The sequence below is a fragment of the Paenibacillus sp. J31R109 genome, assembly GCF_059692055.1.
Window position 1 is genome coordinate 134,526 of the sequence record NZ_JCAUAR010000017.1, and the last position, 19,076, is coordinate 153,601.

The window sequence follows — 19,076 nt, forward strand, 5'->3', positions numbered from 1 at the left end:
AAAAAAGAGCAACCCAATCCCCGAAGGGGGAAGGATTGCTCTTTTATTTTTGCTTAGTTTTTCACTAATGTAATGTAGCTTGTAGCTTTTACTCCTGATGCGGATACGGCTGTAAGTTCAAATGATGTCACATTACCTGTTACTTTTACAGTACCATCGGATTCGACCATGACGGAGCCAACAGCTGAACCTGCTTCGCCTTGTATATCATTGGTAATAAATACAGTTCCTAGAGCAAAGTTGTAATCTGAAACATCGGTGCCTTCGTACTTGTTGTCATAGCTATCAATAGCCGTAAGATCCATGGCTTCATAAGCATTGAAGTCAGCCTGATACACACTACCAACAACTGTCATCGTTTCGGTAATGGAAGTTTCCCCAGCTGTTAATGTCTTCACAGTCACAGGGTCGCTTTGGACCGTTACGGTAACATGCAATTGTTTAGCTTCCCCATCACCAATTTTTACCATCACACTTACATCAGCTGTTCCAGGTTTATTTCCGATTACATAAGCATGATGATCGGAGCTAAGACCTACTTTGGCAATGCTGGAATTGGAGGAGAAGACGGACTGTACAACGCCAGGAATGGCAATTTCTTCACCAGCTGCAGAGGTTACTTTTATTTTAATTTCTTTTGCAAATTTACTTATAGTAGGATCTTCCGCATCCGCTTGTGAGACACCTGTAGCTGAGCTTGTAAGGCCACTATCAATGACGCTAGCTAACTTGTAATCACCTACAATGGAAACATTGCTTGGGTTAGTTGGTGTTACAACAGGTGGCTTCTGAGCGTTGAAAGCTTCTTGAGCTCCAAATGAACTAAGCACGAGATCCTCACGTGTTGCGGCTTGGTCGCCAGTTTTGCTAGTTGGATGAATACCAAGCGCAGTAGCTTGTTTGATTGCATCGGTGTACCAAGGCGAACTTGTCATAGAAACCGTTTTGCCTAATCCTTTAAGAAGCACGGTATCCAACTGGGCTGCAGTAACGGACTCGCCAGGCAGGAAAGTTGTATCTGTTACACCGTCGATAAGACCGGCTTTTTTGGCTGCTTCAATATAAGGGATCGCCCAACCATTAGCCACGTCATCTGCATGAACATCGGTGAAGCTGGACACCTTAATCGTAAGATCAACCGGGATATTGTAAATTTTCGTAGCTACTTTAGCGAATTGCGCACGCGTCATATTTTGCGAGATGCCGAAAGTTGAATCCGAGACGCCCTCAAAAATACCATCAGCGATCATACGATCAATTTTAGTTTTTAAAGCTGCGTTACTTCCAGCCAAATCAGTGAAATCAGCGCTTGTTTTAACAGCAGCGGAGGCAGGATGAACCAGTGATAGAGAAGCGAATAATGTTAATGCCATGGCAGTAGTCGAAATAAGCTTAAGTTTATTATTTGGTTTCATATAGGAAAGGCCTCCTTGGCATGTTGCGAATTTTGTGTTTCTAGCAATCTAGTGTTTCACGTGCTGGTCTTGTTGCTATAACTATAGCTTGCCTGATCATCCACGTCATTGTCAAATTTCTGGCAGTCTCACCAGGAGAGTGCTAAATAAATGTCAAAAAAGAGCAATCCTTTCACCCAATGCGGGTTGGATTGCTCTTTTTGACTATTCGCCCCATTTGAGCATGAGTGTCAGTTGGCAGCAGGGATTGCCTGTAATGCGCGGACCTACAATGAAATGAACAGCACTTGGCGAGTACGTTGTTTCAATAGCGGATTCATAACCGAAGGTGTGTATGATGCGATCGACTTCTTTTTTATTCCCACTCTGAGCGTTGGTCATCAATTGTTTAGCAATTGCGGGATCCGTGAGCTTTTTGACGAGAAGGGAGGTATCCTTCAATATATGCTCAGAGGTAGCGGCCGAGGTGGAGAGTGTTTTGGTATTCACAGGTGGAAAGTCGCGATCCCACGCCCAATAAGGTGCATAGTGGTAAGGATGGGGCGGATAAAGGTAATACTGAACTGGGCGATAAGGATACAAGGTTGGGTCGTTGTACAAGGAGACCGTCCCCTTTCTGTAAAATGATGAGCACTAGCAATATATGTAAGATGTGGGCGAGTGTGCATGGTTAAGCTAGGATGGAGCGGGTATTAAGGAGAAGTTGTTCATAAAAAAAGGATGAGCTTGTTCTTATTCTATAGAAAAATCCCAAAACAGCTGATATACTACTTATACAGGAGATGATCAGATGAATTCGAAAGTATCGTTCCAAACACTCCGCCGCCCCAAGCTTGTTGATGATGTTGTGACACAGCTGCAGAAGAAAATTTCTGACGGCGAGCTTAAAATAGGTGATAAAATTCCGACAGAGCCGGAATTAATGGAACAGTTCGGCGTCGGCCGCTCTACCATTCGTGAAGCTGTACGGGTGCTTGTGCACGCGGGTCTGCTGGAGAAGAAGCAGGGCTTTGGGACCTTTTTAACGGGGCATTCCGATGCTGCGATGCAGGAGCCGCTAGTCCACCGACTGCGTCGGGCTGAAATATTGGAAGTCTACGAAGTCAGGAAAATGCTCGAGCTAGAAATATCCAGACTCGCAGCGGAACGTCGAGATGAAGCGGATCTGGAGCAGATGAGAGAAGCGCTTCATCAACGTTTGAAGGCGCTCGAGAGTGGAAATATGGACGCGTATCTAACGGCGGATTTGGCGTTTCATCAAGCGATTGCAGTCGCGAGCAAGAACAGCATTGTTGTCGATCTGTATCGTTCATTTTCAGCGGTACTGCTGGAAGCTTTAACGAATTTAGTGAAGGATGAGCAGGTTCATGATCACCATCATCTCTTTCACGTGAATTTGTATCAAGCCATCCTAGATCAGGATGTCGCCGCTGCGGAGAATTGGACGCTTCAAAATCTGGAGGGAACCGTCCAGCAAGTCAAAAAGTTTCTTCAACAGGAGTAGCTGCTGCGACAGAAGGGGATATAAAGTAGCTATCGCCAACATCAAAGTCGAAAAAGAGTAAAGTGGCTGACACCACGGAGCTCTTTCTCTTCTATAAATTTAAACATCAGATGATATGATGATAAGGAGTGATTTTATTTTATGCAATCAACAGCAACAACAGCTGCAACGAGCCCAGCACAAGATCAGGCACGTACGGTGTACGCCATCTTATTTTCAATCAGCTTAGTGCACTTATTGAATGATTCCATTCAGTCGGTTATTCCCGCTATTTTTCCGATTCTGCATGACTCCTTGCAGTTGAGCTTTACGCAGATCGGCTGGATCGCTTTCACGCTTAATGTGACGGCTTCCTTGTTCCAGCCGCTAATTGGGTTGTATACAGATGCGAAGCCGAAGCCCTATTTGCTGCCAATCGGGGTTGTATTTTCGCTGATAGGTATCATCGTCTTGGCTTATGCGGGAACGTTCTCTCATGTCATCATGGCCGTTATTCTCGTCGGGTTAGGGTCATCTGTGCTGCACCCAGAGTCTTCTCGGGTAGCCTACTTAGCTGCGGGTCCTCGGAGAGGGCTGGCGCAATCGATTTTCCAAACAGGCGGGAATATTGGTCAGGCGTTGGCGCCTGTGTTTACTGCACTTATTTTCGTACCGTTAGGACAGTTCGGGATCATTTGGTTTACTTTTGCCGCGGCAGCGGGGATTGTGATTCAAGTGTTTGTTGCAAAATGGTATCAAGGCGCGATTGTCGTACGCTCTGTGGCGCGAAAATCGGCTGTTGTGAAGAAGTCGCTGCCTAAAAAAACAGTCGCCTATGCGTTGTTTATTCTCATCATGCTGCTCTTCTCCAAATTCGTTTATGTGGCGAGTATGACGGGGTTCTATGCGTTTTATTTAATGGATCATTTCGGCGTCACTACAGGGAAAGCGCAGCTTGTTATTTTCATTTTGTTAGCGGCTGGGGCCGTCGGTACCTTTATGGGTGGACCTTTAGCGGACAAATTCGGTAGACGAAATATGATCTGGTTCTCCATCCTGGGGACAGCGCCATTCTCCTTGCTGCTGCCATTTGTGAACCTCTTCTGGTCAGCGGTGCTTTGTGCATGTATCGGGTTCATACTTTTGTCCGGATTTTCTGTTATCGTGGTCTACGCGCAGGAACTGTTGCCAGGCAAGGTTGGCACGGTATCGGGGCTATTCTTTGGTCTGGCGTTCGGCTTAGGCGGCATTGGTTCAGCGGTGCTGGGGACTCTGGCGGATGCGACTAGCATTGGCTTTGTGATTCAGCTATGTGCGTATTTACCTTTGCTAGGACTGCTTGCAGCCTTTTTGCCAACGGATAAAAAATTGAACATGATCAATTAATCGCATACGAAGCACAGTCGAATCAACAAAGAACCTCCAACTCCACATTCGTGGATTGGAGGTCATTTTACGTCTCAGCGGCTCTGTACGTTCATCGTTCATAATTTTAGATACGACCAGATCGCACCATGCGCTCTCTATTAAATAAATGCGCTTCTTTCATAATGCGTTTTACAAGCTCGAAATCGCGATCAACCAGCGCATCATAGACCGATTGATTGAGTTTATTGGCTGAGTAGTGCGGCTCGTGAGGAGTGACTTTAAAGTTAATTGTGGCATAAAGGACGATTTTATTAATGGACTGCTCCAAAACCTTCAACATGCTGGCATTGCTCAAAATGCTAATAAGGCTACATGCAAATTCAAAGCTGTATTTCACATATAAATAATAGGCTCCTTGTTCAGTTGCCTCATATTGCAAATCCAGAATGGTTTTGAGCTTTTTTAAGTCGGGCATTTCACCTTGTGATTGCATATGGTCCAACGTGTATAACTGAAAAGCGTGCATAATCTCCATGGTGTCCATGGCTTCTTTCATCGATAATTCTTTCACGAGAATCCCACGATTTTTCAGAGAAACAACTAATCCCTCGTGTTCGAGCTGGGCGATAGCACTTCTGACGGGCGTTCTGCTCATATTCAACGCGTCTGCGAGCTCATTTTCGGATAATAAGGTGCCAGGCATAAACTCTCCGTGCATGATTTGTGTATGAATATATTCATAGGCGGCTTGAATCAACGATGAAGACATTTCAGTTATTCCTCTCACTATAAAAATGGAATTGTCTAGTTAGTCTAGCATGGATTTTCGGCCAAGTGAAGGCATTTACGGCAGAACGAAACATTTACAAAACGTTAAAACCACGTAGATATTCTTCTAACAATAAACAAGTAGAATTCAACTTGTATACAACTTGAACGTTATTTTAGGAGGGTACTATGAAGAAGACCATTTCAATCATGCTTACTGCACTCGCTCTAATTTCTGTATTGGCAGGCTGCAGCACATCAAGCAGCGCAACACCGAAAAAGTTTGTTATTGCCTACCTTCCACAAGAAAGTGATGAAAAGCGTACTGAAATTAATAAAGACTTCGAAAACAAGCTTTCTGAGAAAATAGGGATTCCGGTTGAGTCTTTCAAAGCTACAAGCTATAACGCGGCCATTGAGGCTATGAAAAATAATAAAGCCGATTACGCCCTATTCGGTCCATTCTCTTACATCGTTGCGGTTGATCGTGCAAAAGTAGAGCCAATTGCTGAACTTACCCTGCCAAGCATGGTTGGTAAACCGGCTTCAGTCATTATCGTTCCGAAAAATTCACCTGTCAAAACGCTTGCCGATTTAAAAGGGAAAACGTTCGGATTCGTCGATCCCGTATCGACAACGGGCCACTTATTACCGAAGTCGATGTTCGTTAAACAACTAGGTATCACGCCAAAAGAATTAGAAAACAACTTTTTTAAAGAAGTTTCCTTTGCTGGAGGGCATGACAAGGCTGTGCTTGGTGTTGTTAGAGGACAGTATGACGCTGCCGCTACTTCCGCTATGCTGCCTGCAACTTTGGAAGCCAAAGGTTTAATCGAGAAAGATTCCTACCGTGTGATCGCAGAATCCGGATCGGTCGCAGGAACAGCGATTGGTATTCGCGGCAATATCTCACAAGAGATCAAGGACAAAGTAAAAGCATTTCTACTCAGCTATAACAATCCGGAATATTTCAAAAATACAGTAGGGTCCGCTGATGGTAAATTCATTGAAGCTAATGACAAGAACTATGACAACATTCGTGAAATTGCGAAATCACTGAACCTTAGCACAGAAGACCTGCTTAAATAATCGAACGATCAAGTAACAGCCGGAGAAGGAGAAATGTCTGTCATGCACCCTGAAATTATACTTAAGCAAAGGAAGGTTAAGCGGCGTTTGTCGCTTCTCCTCCTTGCCTCCGTCATCATTTTTTCCATCTGGTACATCAAGTTTGATGTCGTGGAATTTATGATGGGAATTCCGATTTTTGTGCGGTTTTTAGTCGTTGATTTCATGCCGCCGAACGCCTCTGATGTATCCCGTTATGTCAAACCGATCTTGGATACCTTGGCGTTTGGGGTTGTGGCAACGTTCATTTCTTCGGCTGTCGCGATCATCTTTGCTTTCATGATGGCTAGTAATACAACACCGCATCCTGTTATCCGATATGTATTGCGCGGTATTGTTTCCTTTTTCCGTAACGTGCCTTTCTTGGTATGGACGTCGCTCTTAGTTGTGCTCTTCGGAGTGGGCGCTATGCCGGGGATCTTCTCTCTCATTCTGTTCGGCATCGCTTTTTTGTCCCGTGTGTATGCGGAATCTATTGAAGATATCGATAAACACGCGGTGGAAGCCATCAATGCGACAGGAGCCACTTATTTTCAAAAGGTAAGACATGCGGTTATTCCTCAATTTATGCCGGGGTATATCTCATGGACCCTGTTCATGTTTGAGATCACAATTCGGGCCTCTGCGGTGCTTGGACTTGTTGGTGGGGGTGGTATCGGCAGCCAAATTAAGCTAACCATGGATCTTTTCCAATACAGTAAAACGGCCACCGTTATCACCATTATGGTACTCATGATTTTGGTTGTTGAGTTCCTGACACAGCGAATAAGGGAGCGATTGATATAAATGAAGACGCCTATCGCCCATAAGACTACACAGCGTAAGCAGCAATTATTTTTCCTAGGCATGATCGTATTATTCATTCCTTGTATGTTCTATCTTCAACTGGATACCAAACAGTTTCTGGATGGGGTTCAGCGGATACCGGATATCGCTCAAAAGTTTATGCAAATTTCTTTCAATGAGCTGCCGATGCTTCTGGCGGAGCTATTGACCTCTGTTGTTGTTGCTTTTCTTTGTGTGCTAATTAGCGTAGTGATTGCGATCTTACTTGCCTTTGTAATGGCGGACAACACAAGCCCTAACCGATTTGCAGCTAAACTATTACGTGCTTTTGTTGTTATTGTTCGTACAATTCCTACAACAGTGTGGGTACTATTAGCCGTAGCTAGTATGGGGTTCGGGCCTATGGCCGGCGTGCTCGGACTCATTTTTCCGACTGTATCGTACCTGATCAAAGTGTTCGCTGCGCAAATTGATGAATCCGGTAAAGACATTGTGGAAGCGATTCGAGCAACGGGAGGGACTTGGTGGCATGTCGTCTTTAATGGCGTTCTGCCTAGCCTGTCTACGACTTTCTTGGCATCTATCGCGTTTAACTTTGAGATGACAGTCGCTGAAACGGTCATTTTGGGTATGGTCGGTGCGGGAGGCATAGGTGTGCTTTTGCAAGAGTATATCGGCTTTTATGACTTTGCTCCTTTAGGGATGGGCGTTCTGGTCGTATTTGTAACGTTATTCTTGCTCGAAATGACGACGAATCAAGTTCGCATTCGTCTTGTTGGACGCAGTCGCTAAACCCCAAGGAGGTCACAGGTATGTCAACACTATTAACGATTCGAAATTTGCAAAAAACATATAACAATTCAACTAGAGCGTTGAATATTGGTCATTTGGAAGTGAAAGAAAAAGAGTTTATCGCTGTGATCGGTCCCAGTGGAGCCGGCAAATCAACGCTGCTGCGCTCGATTAACCGTCTGATCGAACCAACCTCAGGGAGTATTGATTTCCTTGGACAACGCGTGGAACAAGCGAATACCAAGAATTTGCGTAAAGTACGCTCGCAGATCGGGATGATTTTTCAACATTATAATCTTGTGAATCGACTAAGTGTGCTAGAAAATGTCCTTCATGGACGTTTGGGCTATATGAGTTCATTGGCAGGCATGTTTAATCGCTATAGTGAAGCGGATAAGCAAGAAGCGATTGCCTTACTACGTAAAGTTGGATTGGAAAATGAGATCTATAAACGTGCGGATGAACTCTCAGGCGGTCAACGGCAGCGTGTCGGTGTTTGTCGAGCGCTAGCTCAGAACCCCAAGATGATTCTAGCGGATGAGCCGATTGCTTCCTTGGATCCGCGGTCGTCGGGTGTCGTGATGGATGCCATTCACCGTAATTGTACGGAGCAAGGTATCGCTTGCTTGGTTAACCTGCATCAGGTTGAGGTGGCTAAGCAATATGCGAGTCGCATTATCGGCATCAAAGCGGGAGAAATCGTATTTGACGGCCCTCCAGAAGCGTTGACGGACTATCATACGTCGCTGATTTATGAGGGGAAAGAGAGTGAAGCTTTTCATCAGCCCCAAGAGTTAAAGCTTGCTTTTGCTTAAATCTAACCTGACGATAACCACTGTTATGTGGCAAGAGTTAAATGTACGTTCAAACTATACGATGAGGTGTTGTGACCATGTCCATTCAAATTGCAAACTATCCCGAAAACCGCGTACTCCCTTTCGAAGGTGTTTTAAACTTCCGTGATATGGGCGGGTATGAAGCCGTTGACGGCCGTAAGGTTAAATATGGTATTTTATTTCGTGCAGCGGAATTAACAGGCATGACGGAGAAGGATATGGCCTTGTTCCAATCCTTGGGAATCAAAACTATCTTTGACTACCGTACAGATTCAGAAGCGGAGCAGAAGCCAGATCCTGCGATTCCAGGGGTTACGAATATTCGCGTATCCGCGATGAAACAGGATATTCCTGCTGATATGCGTGAGCTTATGCGTCAGGGTCATTTTAAGAGTATGACACCAGACTTTCTAGCCAACATGTATGTGGAAATGGCGATCGACAATGCATCCTTCCAAACGCTGATGACGACGATCATGAACTCAGACAATCTCGGCGTACTGCATCACTGTGCTGGCGGTCGTGACCGGACAGGTGTTGGCGGTGCTATGATACTACTCGCACTTGGCGTGCCGGAAGAAACAATCATCGAGGATTATCTGATATCGAATGTAACGCTGCAACCTATGAATGAAAAAATGCGAACGCAACTTTCCGAGTTCATGCCAGCTGAAGATGTGGAACTGATTATGGCGAATATGGAGCTGCGCCGCGAGTTCATGGAAGCTGTATTTAAGGCGATTCATGAGAAATATGAGTCTGTAGCAGCCTTTCTGGAGCAAGAGTTTGGTATGACAGCCGCGAAGCGTGCAGAGTTTCAGGAATACTGTTTGGAGAACTAAACGGCTTGTTAGACCGTAGATAGTGAAAGTAACCAACTAGATAGTGACAAGTGATCTCAAGCATTCCTTTATAGGAAGCTTGGGGTCTTTTTCTATTTTGCGGCGGCATCGGGAGAATAGAAATTGAAATTAACGTGGGGAAGCTGTAAATTAAGGGGTATCTAGCATGTGCAAAGTGCACCAACACCAACAACATTTAAGGAGTGGGAAGCATGGATGTGAAAGAAGCGATTCGCGAGCGACGCAGCATTGGGAAGCTTAAGCAGGACCCAATCGAGCAAACGCTGATTGAAGAGATATTGGAAGCAGCAGTCTGGGCACCGAACCACGCGCATACCGAACCTTGGCGGTTCTGGGTGATGTCAGGCGAAGGCAGAAAGCTGTTGGGGCGCGGATACGCCGAAGTCGCCCTTGCAGAAGCGAAGGCAGGCGCAGATGCGGCACTGTCGGAGGAAGAAGAAGAGCAGCTGCGTAGCAGCAATGAGAAAAAAGCGTTCCGAGCTCCGCTCATTATTGCTGTAGCTGTCTCCCCGTCGGAGAAGCCGGTCGTACCCGTGATTGAGGAATATGCGGCTGTGCACTGCGCTGTACAAAATATGATGCTAGCCGCACATGCCCTTGGCTTAGGCTCCATCTGGCGTACCGGTGATCCGACGTATCATCCGAAAATGCAAGAGAACTTCGGTCTCTCAGGCAAAGAAGAGATGGTCGGCTTTATCTATGTGGGTTATCCTGAAGTCATTCCAACGAAGGCAGCGCGTGTTCCTTTTGCCCTAAAAACGCAATGGGTGACGGAGTAACTACCGTGCTATTTCCGAACGAGCGCTCTTTTCGATGGGGAGTGTAACTGTGAAAACAGAGCCTTCCCCTAGACGGCTGCTCACTTCAATGGTCCCTTCATGGGCCAAAACCAATTGTTTGGCGATGGCAAGCCCTAGCCCCATACCACCGCTATTGCGGGCGCGCGCTTCATCCATTCGGTAGAAGCGCTCGAATAGGAAGGGCAAATGCTCGGCATCAATGCCCATACCCGTATCACGGACGGATAAGCGAAGGCACTGTCCGTGAACACTCTCTATAAGAACCTCTACCTGGCCACCAGCAGGTGTATACCGAATGGCATTGGTCAACAGGTTATAGAACACCTGTGTCATCCGATGCGAATCGACGAAAAGGATCGCATGATCGACGGAAGTGGTTAGCGATACCGCAATCCCTTTGCTTTGCGCATCTGCAGAAAAATGTTCCACGATGCGCTGAAGAAGTGCATGCATATCAACAGGCTTCCGTTCTAGCGGAAGCTTTTTGGCTTCTGCGAGCGAGAGCTGATGCAGCTCATCCACGAGCCGCGTCAGGCGAATGAGTTCGTCCTGCAGGGGTAGCAGCACCTCTGGCAGGATGGGCCGAGCCTCCTGCTGAAGCAGCTCCAGCTTGCCGCTGATGATCGTCAGTGGTGTGCGGAGCTCGTGCGCTACGTCAGCAGACATGTTGCGGCGCAGTTCCTCCGCGTGATGAAGCTGAACAGACATGGCATTGACCGCCTCAGCCACCATGCCATATTCATCGCGACTCGTCACAGGCGCTTGCATGCCGTATTCTCCTTTGCCCAGTCGGTCAAGCACAGGAAGGATCGCTCGAAGTGGAGCGGTTAGCCGCCTAGCAAGCCAATAGATGAGAGCTAGAGAAAATAGCACAAAGGCAATGGTACCGACAATGAGAAAAAAACGAGTCGAGCTGAGAACACCGATGCGCAGCTTCGACATCATTTCGGCACCCTTATCGTGGTAAATCAACGTGCCGATCTTCTGTTCCCCTAACATGAGATTACTTCGAATGCCGAATGTCCGAACTATTTTGGAGGGAGTATCCCCACTCGTTAACAAGACACGGGAATCCGGTGCCATTAGGATCACACTGGCCCCTTTTTCGCCTATGATATCCGGAACATGGGCTGCCCAGTAAGCTTCAATACCTCTCCAAGCGCCTCCATTTGTTTGATAATACTGCTTAAGGGATTGTGAGATTTCGTTCATTTCATCCTGACGAGAGGCTTCCACCATCACCTGCAGCACGTCCCGCATTAAGAACTGTGTGACCACCGCAAAGATGATGCCCATCCCCACAATAAAGGCAATCATCGTGATAAACAGCTTACGCCGCACACTCATAGCTGATCCCCGAATCGATACCCAAACCCATATACCGTCTGAACGAATGCCGGAGTGGAGGGGTTGTCCTCAATTTTCTTCCTTAAGTGGCTAATGTGTGCATCCACGGTGCGCTCGTCGTTCAGAAAATCATCCTCCAATGCGCTTTGCAGCAATTGTAGTCGACTGTACACGATCCCTGGTCTCGCAGCCAGTGTAAGTAACAGCTTGAATTCTGTTGGCGTGAGCGAGATTTCTTGGCCGCGTTTACGCACCAGGCATTTTGCCTCATGAATCGTTAATTCTCCACGCTGTATCTCCTCTGTAAGACCTTCCTCATGGACGGCCAGCCTTCGCAGAACCGAACGAATGCGAGCTGCAAGCTCGCGCAGGGAAAAAGGCTTAGTCAAATAATCGTCGGCGCCTACCTCTAGTCCCACAATTTTGTCCGTTTCCTCCGTCCTCGCAGTCACCATAATAATGCCAATATGACTCGATCCGCTTCGCAACCGTCGACAGATCTCGATCCCGCTCATTTCTGGCAGCATCCAATCGAGTACAACGAGTGCAGGTTTATGTTCGTGAGCAAGCGTCAAAGCTTGCGTTCCTGTTGTTGCTGTCACGATTTGAAAGCCTTCTTGACGCAAATAAGGCTCCATAAATTCGAGCACCTGACGCTCATCGTCGACGAGTAAAAGTGTGTGTGCCATGCCAATAATCCTCATTTCCGTAACGATTTAAGCTTAGTATACCTTTACTGTCCCTGCTTGTGGGGAGATTCATCCAAATCGCAACGCATCTTCACAAGTTCGCAACATGATCTAGGTATAATGCAACTTAGTTAATCAATGTGGAGGGATTTTGGATGAAAAAGTTAGGTCCAACAGGCATGAAATGGTTGAAAATCCTGCATATATCACTGGTGACATTATTTTTTGGCGGCATCATGAGTTCCGTGGCTATGAGTATGGGTATTGAGCTTGCCACCTATGAAGACACCGTTGCTACGTACAAAAGAATCGTAATCATCAGTGACAGCATTATTCGTACAGGCGCGGTGGGTACCTTGCTTGTAGGTGTTTTGTATGGTCTGACGACGAGCTGGGGATTTTTCAAGCATCGGTGGGTCACGGTGAAATGGATTTTATTTGTCGGACAGACCATCATTGGCATATTCGTTGTGGATAAGTTAATGCTGGCCAACATGACCCTCCTAGAGACAGAGCAAGCATTGGCACTGACCAATCCTGCGTTTCTGCACAATCAGACGATGCGTCAGTATGCCGTCTACGTGCAAGTTGTTGTGACAGTGTTTATCCTTTGTATTTCGGTGTTTAGGCCGTGGAAAAAGAAAAAACAGACGGTTGCGAGTTAGTCCATAACTCGAGGGCGAGAAGAAGAATTAGTGGCAGAGTTAAAGCCGCTAGTTCTTCTTTTTTGTTTTATGTAAAAAGGAGATCGTCGAACCGGTTTCATGATTTCATGCATGTTAAATGCTGAAAATACAAGAAAAACCTTAATTTTACTGGCATTTCCTTATTTCAAAGAATCTATTTTATTTACAATTCATTTATTCCGCCATGAAACTGTGTTGATAAAACCGGTTTACTATTAAGAAGAAGTGAGGCGAGCCCATATGGCAAACATAGATGATGTTGCGAAAGTAGCTAGGGTGTCCAAAAGTACTGTTTCCAACGTGTTTAGCAAGAAGAGACCCATTAGCAAGGAGGTGTCCAAGCGCGTTCTGGATGCTGCTCTGGATCTGAACTACAGACCGAATTACTGGGCTCGAAGTCTAGCGAACAAACGGACGAATATTATTGGACTTAATATGCCGGGTGAGCAGGTGAAATTCAGTCAGTTTCATCTTGGCCTTTTTAATGGCGTGTTAAGAGAGTGCTATAGCCAAGGCTATCGCTTGCTCGTGAATTCACTATCCATCGAATTTTCCAAGCAAGTTGAATATGTAGCGACAGATCCTGTGGATGGTGATATTCTTCTCGATCCCGCTGAGAATGATGAACGAATCTCAGAACGAATCATGCGCAAACTGCCGCTCGTTGTTATTGGAAGACCGCATCAAGAGTTCGAATCTAGTGTGTCCTATGTCGATAACGACAACATTGGTATGGGGCAACTCGTTACGGAACATCTGCTGCAGCTAGGCCATACGCACATCGCATTTCTGAATACACAGAAGGAACGAACGGTGGCGCAAGATCGCGAGTTGGGTTTCATTAGAGCGTATCAAAAAGCGGATGTGCCTATTGAACCTAAGCTTATTGTATACAAAGATAAAAAACTAACATCGACGGCATATGGCTATCAGATGACCAAACGATTACTGGCTTCTTATCCGCAGATTACGGCCATTATTACGGATACAGACAAAGTAGCTTTGGGCGTTTACCAAGCTGCTGAGGAGCACAAGCTGCGAATACCAGAGGACTTATCTGTGTTCGCATTTAGCGACGACTCGATTCATGGTACTGAGTTTAAGCCCCCGCTGACTGGTGTCAGGCTAAACGGAGAAGTGTTAGGGAGTGAAGCAGCCAAGTTGCTGATTGAACAATTGCGAGAACCGAATCCCATTGTGAAACGCATCTTAATTCCAGCGAGCCTCGTGTTTAGAGACTCCTGTGCCAAAGTGAAAACCGATCCTACCCAATAGAGAAGAACCCAATAGGAGGCCATACCCATGTTGAATAAAAAAGCAGGAATGATCGCAGCCGTTGCCCTATCGACTAGCTTACTTGTGACGGCGTGCAGTACGCAAACAGGAACAGAATCACAAGGGAGCTCAGCAAGCCCAGCAAGCGAGACGTCCAAGCCAGCCAAGCAAGAAACGCTGCGTATTCTCAGTGGTGTTGTTGGAGGGAAGACGCCAGAGGAGAATGCGTTATTTGAAAAGGAAGTTGAGCGCTTAACAGGGATTAAAGTGACGATTGAGAAACCAGCGGCTGACTACGATAAGAAGCTTTACGCAGCTATTGCAGCTGGAGAAAAGTATGACCTCATTTATATGGGGAAGGGCAATATGGACGTCTTGGTTGAACAAGGCGCGCTAACGCAGTTAAACGATAAGATTAAAGCCTCGAAAGTGCTGTCAGACCCGAAGGTCATCCCTACGAAAGAATGGGACATGATTACTTACAATGGCGGCAAAATCTACAGTGTATTTAATAAATCGGAAGGCGGTACGCTGCCGACGGTTCGTCAAGATTGGATGGACAAGTTGAAGCTGCAGCAACCGAAAACGCTGGATGATTTCTATCAGGTGTTGAAGGCGTTTAAAGAGAAGGATCCAGACGGTAATGGCAAGGATGATACGTACGGTTTGTCCACTGCAGGCCTATACGATATTCAAGGTTTTATGAGCGCAGCAGGGGTGAAGTATAAATATGTGATGGATGCGAATGGCAAGCGTACGATTCCTTACGCGACAGATGCTGCTGTTCCCATCTTTGAATGGTTTGCAAAGCTGTACAAGGAAGGTATTCTAGATCCTAACTTTGCGACCAATGATTCAGGCAAAATGAGAGAGCTGTTCTTAACAAACCGTGTAGGTATGGTTACGTACTGGGATGCATGGGTAGGTCTCTTTAACAATATGAAGAAGACGGATGATCCTAAATTTGTAGCGAAAGCCATTCCAGGTGCGGTTGGCCCAGATGGCAAAGTAATGCTTCGCCGTGGCGACCCGAGCGTATGGGGAATTCCAGTGAATGCCGAGCATGTGGATACGGCTATGAAATTCCTGGAGTTTTGGCAGTCGGACAAAGGAAACATCCTGAGTACATTAGGGATTGAAGGGACAGATTACACAGTCAAAGATGGGAAATATTCGTTAACACCTGATGGTATTAGCCATGGGATGGACCATGGAGCACCATTCCCGAACAACACCAACTTTAAGAATCCGATCGGGACACTGCCAGGCGCATTAGAAGGACGCCAAATCATTTTTGATAACAACGCGACGATTGAGAATTCCACGAAGGATTGGCCAAATGCCGAGAAAATTGTCACGAACTATGCGTTCCAAGCCATGATGGGTAAAATGCCAGCGGCAGATGCTGTGAAGAAGATGCATGATGAGCTGAAAGCCGTCAACTTAATTGACTAAATGAGCAAGAGGGGGCGGGGATTACTCCCCAGCCCTCGCTTTACTATTCACAGACTAGGGGGAATAACAAGTGACAGCATGGGCTCGCTATCGTGTGTTGTATGTCATGATGCTACCAATTGTGATCTATTTTGCGATTTTCTCATATTTCCCGTTGTTTAAGGGCCTGCAAATATCGATGCAGAAATTCCGAATGATCGGAGATCGCCCCTTCATAGGACTGGAGAATTATCAAACGGTTTGGCATGATCCGATATTCTGGCGCGTACTGGAAAACACGCTCGTGATTGGTGCGGGTATGCTTGTTCTTGGCTTTTTTGCTCCGATTATTACGGCTTTATCTTTAAATGAAGTACTCAAAACATGGTTTAAAAAGCTAACACAAATGGTCATCTATTTACCGCATTTATTCTCGTGGGTTGTTGTAGGCGGGATATGGATCATGATGCTGTCGCCAGACGGCGGATTTGTTAATGAGCTGCTGAAGTTTTTAGGAGCTGCGAAGCCGATTCACTTTTTTGCAGAGGTTGATTATGCGCGCTATTTAATGATACTGACGAATACATGGAAAGAAATGGGCTTTACCTGCATTCTCTACTTGGCTGCAATTGTCTCGATATCCCCTTCTCTATACGAAGCTGCTCGGATGGATGGAGCGGGTCGCTGGCAGCAAATTCGCTATGTAACCTTACCACAGCTTATTCCGACCATGAAGGTCGTTACACTTTTGAATATGATTGGTATGCTTCGCATGTTTGATCAAATGATGATTCTGAGTAATCCCGTTATTGCTCGGAAGGTGGATGTCTTGATGACCTACACGTACCAAAAGGGGATCCTTGAGTTTAACATGGGTGTCGCATCAGCAGCAGGCTTCCTAGTTGTTCTGGCAACGCTAATTCTGGTGTTTGCGACTAGAAAATTAATTCGGTATGACGAGGAGTGAATTCGTGTGAGAAGTAAATCGTTAACTAGACAAGACATCCCCTTTCAAATAGCCAATGGTCTCTTCTTGTTGCTGCTTGTGGCAACCATGATTTTGCCGATTTGGAATACGTTTATCATTTCGATTTCCTCTAATATCTCATCCATGCATGCGGGGCTTCAGTTGTGGCCATCCGAGCTAAGTATGGAAGGGTACCGAACGGTATGGCAGCGTGTGGAGCTGTGGAGACCTTTTGGCATGAATGTACTCGTCACCGTACTCGGCTCATTCGCACATGTGCTGCTCTGCGCGATGGCGGGTTATGTGCTGCTGCATAAGGGCTTGCCTGGACGGAAGCTGCTGACGAGCTTTATTCTACTGACGATGATGGTGCCGAATGAAGCTGTTATGATTCCTCTTTATGTGGTAAATAAGGAGCTTGGCCTATTAAATACGGTTTCCGCACTCGTTCTGTATGGCTTGATTTCAGGCTTCAGCATCCTATTAATGCGGAATTTCTTTGGTGCCGTATCCTATGAAATGGCTGAGTCGGCCAAGATCGATGGCGCTGGTGAGTTTCGCATTTTCGCTACGATGTATGTGCCGCTAGCTAAACCGGGACTTGCAACGATTACTTTATTTGAATTCGTGTCCCGTTGGAACCAGCTGACGCCGGGGCTGCTGTACATTACGAATCAGAAGCTTTATACCCTGCAAGTAGCGCTGCGCGCACTGGTCATTCAATCGGATGCCACGAGCAGTAATTTATTTATGACACCTAATGTACGGATGGCTGGCGTGATGCTGGCACTAATACCGCTCGTCGTGATCTATCCGTTTGTTCAAAAATATTTCGTTACCGGCCTAATGGTCGGAGCAACGAAGGAGTAGGGGGAATGAAACGCAATGATCATAACTCGTCTGATTACAAATGAGGAAGCGGATCGTTATGTGGAGGTGCCCTTTCAGGTTACGAGCGGCACGGAACGTATTCACGTTCGGATCGAGGTAGTAGCGAATGGACCAGGGGATTGTGTCATTGATTTAGGAGTTAAAGATTCCGCTCGTGTAAGAGGTTGGAGCGGGGGCGCACGCACTGAATTTTTCGTCGAGGCAGAACAAGCAACTCCTGGTTACATTCCCGGTGAATTAGTGGCAGGTGAGTGGGCTGTATTACTAGGGACGTACCGGATTCCGCCTGCGGGCTGTACGGTGCGTGTTGAGGTGACATGCACAACGATGCAAGGCCGCTGGCTCAAGGGCGATCTCCATATGCACACGGTTCATAGTGATGGAGCATGGACGGTAGCTGAGAATGCGAAGATGATGGCAGAGCTAGGCTGTGATTTTCTTGCGATGACCGACCATAACACCTATAGTCAAAATCTTACGTATCCGAGGGAAACGGGTATTGTGTTGATCCCTGGCATGGAGCTGACGACGAATCATGGACATGCCAATTTTCTGGGAGCGGTTCAACCTGTGCAAGATTTCCGCGCAGTAAGCTCGGAGCAGGTGCAGGAACGGATACAAGAAGCGAGGAGTAACGGTGCTCGTATTGTACTCAATCATCCGCACTGTCCCAACTGTGGGTGGGAGTGGGCTTGGTCTGTCGATTACGATTGGGTAGAGATCTGGAATGGTCCTTGGCGTGAGGCCAATCAACGAACGCTGACGTGGTGGCACGAGCAGCTTTGCAGCGGTAAACGCATGATTGCTGTAGGCGGCAGTGATTTCCATCGTCAAGGAGGCTACGTCAAGCATAGCATGCCGACAACTTGGGTGTATGCAGCTAGTCGAACCGCCAAAGGGGTATTGGATGGCATTGATACCGGTCGTGTCTTTCTAAGTTTTTCGCCGGAAGGGCCAACCCTAGAACTTCATGCAGGGATATACCACATGGGCGATGTAGTGCCTGTGCAGGCACCAGAGCGTCAAGGCAAGGTTGATCTTGTAGTTAATGAGCTGGAGGTTGGCGATACGGTGAAGCTGATCTCAGATCGGGGCGTGGAGGTCAGCTGTGTTGCTCACCATGAGCTATCACTGGAGTTGTCGGCTGAAATGGAAGGGAGGACCTTCTATCGTGCAGAGGTATGGCGTTATTTCAGTGAGGTTCAAGAGACGCTTCTCGCGGCTGTAAGTAATCCGCTGTATATGGATTGATTTTAATATCCTTAGTTTGATTTAGCCGAATTAATCTCAGTATCCGCGGAGGTAAATCTTGATTAGTCCGAATTAGCCTAATTAAATCGCCTAAACTGGGTCGCAAGTAGGGAAAATAGGAGAATAGTTCGGCAGAATCGAACTATCGGCCTGTGGCCGAGGGGAAACCTGGATTTAGTTCGGCAGAATGCATCTAGAATAAAAAGTGGACGTCTCTTAGTGTAGAAGTAATAATAATCTTAACTATGAACTAAGAGGTGTTTGTCCATGAGCGATTCAAGACAACGATATAATGAA

The 19,076-nt window shown here is 46.5% G+C and carries 19 protein-coding genes; 14 read left to right on the plus strand and 5 right to left on the minus strand.

Translation table 11 applies throughout. The annotated features are described in order from the left end of the window. Nucleotides 1-53: 53 nt before the first annotated feature. Together AC58QT_RS29510 and AC58QT_RS29515 are read right to left on the minus strand one after the other, a co-directional pair. On the minus strand, nt 54-1,415 hold the full coding sequence (locus AC58QT_RS29510; RefSeq protein WP_497412091.1) for an S-layer homology domain-containing protein: 1,362 nt from the start codon (nt 1,413-1,415) through the stop codon (nt 54-56). Between the two features lie 204 nt (nt 1,416-1,619). Continuing rightward, a complete protein-coding gene (locus AC58QT_RS29515) occupies nt 1,620-2,015 on the minus strand; it encodes a YuzC family spore coat inner layer protein (protein WP_497412092.1) in 396 nt (131 codons plus the stop codon). Between the two features lie 190 nt (nt 2,016-2,205). Here AC58QT_RS29515 and AC58QT_RS29520 point away from each other — a divergent pair, with 190 nt between their 5' ends. Together AC58QT_RS29520 and AC58QT_RS29525 are read left to right on the plus strand one after the other, a co-directional pair. Next, nucleotides 2,206-2,919 carry a FadR/GntR family transcriptional regulator gene (locus tag AC58QT_RS29520; protein WP_497412093.1) on the plus strand — a complete coding sequence of 238 codons (714 nt, stop codon included), beginning with the start codon at nt 2,206-2,208 and terminating at the stop codon, nt 2,917-2,919. A 141-nt stretch (nt 2,920-3,060) separates the two neighbouring features. Continuing rightward, entirely contained in the window at nt 3,061-4,284 is a 1,224-nt protein-coding gene (locus AC58QT_RS29525) for an MFS transporter (RefSeq protein ID WP_497412094.1), read from the plus strand. A 106-nt stretch (nt 4,285-4,390) separates the two neighbouring features. Here the strand turns inward: AC58QT_RS29525 and AC58QT_RS29530 are convergent, their stop codons facing one another. Next, nucleotides 4,391-5,035: a GntR family transcriptional regulator gene (locus AC58QT_RS29530; RefSeq protein WP_497412095.1), complete on the minus strand. Its 645-nt coding sequence runs from the start codon at nt 5,033-5,035 to the stop codon at nt 4,391-4,393. Nucleotides 5,036-5,223: 188 nt separating this feature from the next. On the opposite strand from AC58QT_RS29530, the gene AC58QT_RS29535 reads away from it, so the two are divergent. From AC58QT_RS29535 to AC58QT_RS29560, 6 genes are all read left to right on the plus strand, one after another. Next, on the plus strand, nt 5,224-6,123 hold the full coding sequence (locus AC58QT_RS29535; protein ID WP_497412096.1) for a phosphate/phosphite/phosphonate ABC transporter substrate-binding protein: 900 nt from the start codon (nt 5,224-5,226) through the stop codon (nt 6,121-6,123). 33 nt (nt 6,124-6,156) lie between these two features. After that, the gene (gene phnE / locus AC58QT_RS29540) at nt 6,157-6,948 is read left to right on the plus strand and encodes a phosphonate ABC transporter, permease protein PhnE (RefSeq protein ID WP_497412097.1); all 792 of its coding nucleotides are present in this window, start codon (nt 6,157-6,159) and stop codon (nt 6,946-6,948) included. After that, on the plus strand, nt 6,949-7,740 hold the full coding sequence (locus AC58QT_RS29545) for a PhnE/PtxC family ABC transporter permease (protein WP_497412098.1): 792 nt from the start codon (nt 6,949-6,951) through the stop codon (nt 7,738-7,740). Between the two features lie 20 nt (nt 7,741-7,760). Then, nucleotides 7,761-8,555, plus strand: coding sequence for a phosphonate ABC transporter ATP-binding protein (phnC, locus tag AC58QT_RS29550; protein ID WP_497412099.1), 795 nt, complete (start codon nt 7,761-7,763; stop codon nt 8,553-8,555). 77 nt (nt 8,556-8,632) lie between these two features. Beyond that, the gene (locus AC58QT_RS29555) at nt 8,633-9,418 is read left to right on the plus strand and encodes a tyrosine-protein phosphatase (protein WP_497412100.1); all 786 of its coding nucleotides are present in this window, start codon (nt 8,633-8,635) and stop codon (nt 9,416-9,418) included. A 212-nt stretch (nt 9,419-9,630) separates the two neighbouring features. Continuing rightward, nucleotides 9,631-10,218, plus strand: coding sequence for a nitroreductase family protein (locus tag AC58QT_RS29560; RefSeq protein WP_497412101.1), 588 nt, complete (start codon nt 9,631-9,633; stop codon nt 10,216-10,218). Here the strand turns inward: AC58QT_RS29560 and AC58QT_RS29565 are convergent, their stop codons facing one another. Both AC58QT_RS29565 and AC58QT_RS29570 read right to left on the minus strand, forming a co-directional pair. Beyond that, nucleotides 10,219-11,586: a sensor histidine kinase gene (locus AC58QT_RS29565; protein WP_497412102.1), complete on the minus strand. Its 1,368-nt coding sequence runs from the start codon at nt 11,584-11,586 to the stop codon at nt 10,219-10,221. Continuing rightward, nucleotides 11,583-12,275 carry a response regulator transcription factor gene (locus tag AC58QT_RS29570; protein ID WP_497412103.1) on the minus strand — a complete coding sequence of 231 codons (693 nt, stop codon included), beginning with the start codon at nt 12,273-12,275 and terminating at the stop codon, nt 11,583-11,585. The genes AC58QT_RS29565 and AC58QT_RS29570 overlap by 4 nt, the downstream gene beginning before the upstream one ends. A 155-nt stretch (nt 12,276-12,430) precedes the next feature. On the opposite strand from AC58QT_RS29570, the gene AC58QT_RS29575 reads away from it, so the two are divergent. The 6 genes from AC58QT_RS29575 (at nt 12,431) to AC58QT_RS29600 (ending at nt 18,779) form a co-directional block, all read left to right on the plus strand. Then, entirely contained in the window at nt 12,431-12,940 is a 510-nt protein-coding gene (locus tag AC58QT_RS29575; protein ID WP_497412104.1) for a DUF2269 family protein, read from the plus strand. 261 nt (nt 12,941-13,201) lie between these two features. Further along, entirely contained in the window at nt 13,202-14,236 is a 1,035-nt protein-coding gene (locus tag AC58QT_RS29580) for a LacI family DNA-binding transcriptional regulator (RefSeq protein ID WP_497412105.1), read from the plus strand. Nucleotides 14,237-14,263: 27 nt separating this feature from the next. Beyond that, a complete protein-coding gene (locus tag AC58QT_RS29585) occupies nt 14,264-15,691 on the plus strand; it encodes an extracellular solute-binding protein (RefSeq protein ID WP_497412106.1) in 1,428 nt (475 codons plus the stop codon). Between the two features lie 70 nt (nt 15,692-15,761). Further along, nucleotides 15,762-16,637, plus strand: a complete 876-nt coding sequence (locus AC58QT_RS29590) for an ABC transporter permease subunit (RefSeq protein WP_497287621.1) — start codon at nt 15,762-15,764, stop codon at nt 16,635-16,637. A 6-nt stretch (nt 16,638-16,643) separates the two neighbouring features. Next, complete coding sequence (locus AC58QT_RS29595) at nt 16,644-17,507, plus strand: carbohydrate ABC transporter permease (RefSeq protein ID WP_497287620.1); 864 nt, start codon at nt 16,644-16,646, stop codon at nt 17,505-17,507. Nucleotides 17,508-17,522: 15 nt separating this feature from the next. Then, nucleotides 17,523-18,779, plus strand: coding sequence for a CehA/McbA family metallohydrolase (locus AC58QT_RS29600; protein ID WP_497412107.1), 1,257 nt, complete (start codon nt 17,523-17,525; stop codon nt 18,777-18,779). Nucleotides 18,780-19,076: the final 297 nt, after the last annotated feature.

Coding starts and splice junctions, on each gene's coding strand:
- AC58QT_RS29510 (WP_497412091.1), bottom strand. CDS start 1,415: ATGAAACCAAATAATAAACTTAAGCTTATTTCGACTACTGCCATGGCA.
- AC58QT_RS29520 (WP_497412093.1), top strand. CDS start 2,206: ATGAATTCGAAAGTATCGTTCCAAACACTCCGCCGCCCCAAGCTTGTT.
- AC58QT_RS29525 (WP_497412094.1), top strand. CDS start 3,061: ATGCAATCAACAGCAACAACAGCTGCAACGAGCCCAGCACAAGATCAG.
- AC58QT_RS29530 (WP_497412095.1), bottom strand. CDS start 5,035: ATGTCTTCATCGTTGATTCAAGCCGCCTATGAATATATTCATACACAA.
- AC58QT_RS29535 (WP_497412096.1), top strand. CDS start 5,224: ATGAAGAAGACCATTTCAATCATGCTTACTGCACTCGCTCTAATTTCT.
- phnE (WP_497412097.1), top strand. CDS start 6,157: ATGTCTGTCATGCACCCTGAAATTATACTTAAGCAAAGGAAGGTTAAG.
- AC58QT_RS29545 (WP_497412098.1), top strand. CDS start 6,949: ATGAAGACGCCTATCGCCCATAAGACTACACAGCGTAAGCAGCAATTA.
- phnC (WP_497412099.1), top strand. CDS start 7,761: ATGTCAACACTATTAACGATTCGAAATTTGCAAAAAACATATAACAAT.
- AC58QT_RS29555 (WP_497412100.1), top strand. CDS start 8,633: ATGTCCATTCAAATTGCAAACTATCCCGAAAACCGCGTACTCCCTTTC.
- AC58QT_RS29560 (WP_497412101.1), top strand. CDS start 9,631: ATGGATGTGAAAGAAGCGATTCGCGAGCGACGCAGCATTGGGAAGCTT.
- AC58QT_RS29565 (WP_497412102.1), bottom strand. CDS start 11,586: ATGAGTGTGCGGCGTAAGCTGTTTATCACGATGATTGCCTTTATTGTG.
- AC58QT_RS29570 (WP_497412103.1), bottom strand. CDS start 12,275: ATGGCACACACACTTTTACTCGTCGACGATGAGCGTCAGGTGCTCGAA.
- AC58QT_RS29575 (WP_497412104.1), top strand. CDS start 12,431: ATGAAAAAGTTAGGTCCAACAGGCATGAAATGGTTGAAAATCCTGCAT.
- AC58QT_RS29580 (WP_497412105.1), top strand. CDS start 13,202: ATGGCAAACATAGATGATGTTGCGAAAGTAGCTAGGGTGTCCAAAAGT.
- AC58QT_RS29585 (WP_497412106.1), top strand. CDS start 14,264: ATGTTGAATAAAAAAGCAGGAATGATCGCAGCCGTTGCCCTATCGACT.
- AC58QT_RS29600 (WP_497412107.1), top strand. CDS start 17,523: ATGATCATAACTCGTCTGATTACAAATGAGGAAGCGGATCGTTATGTG.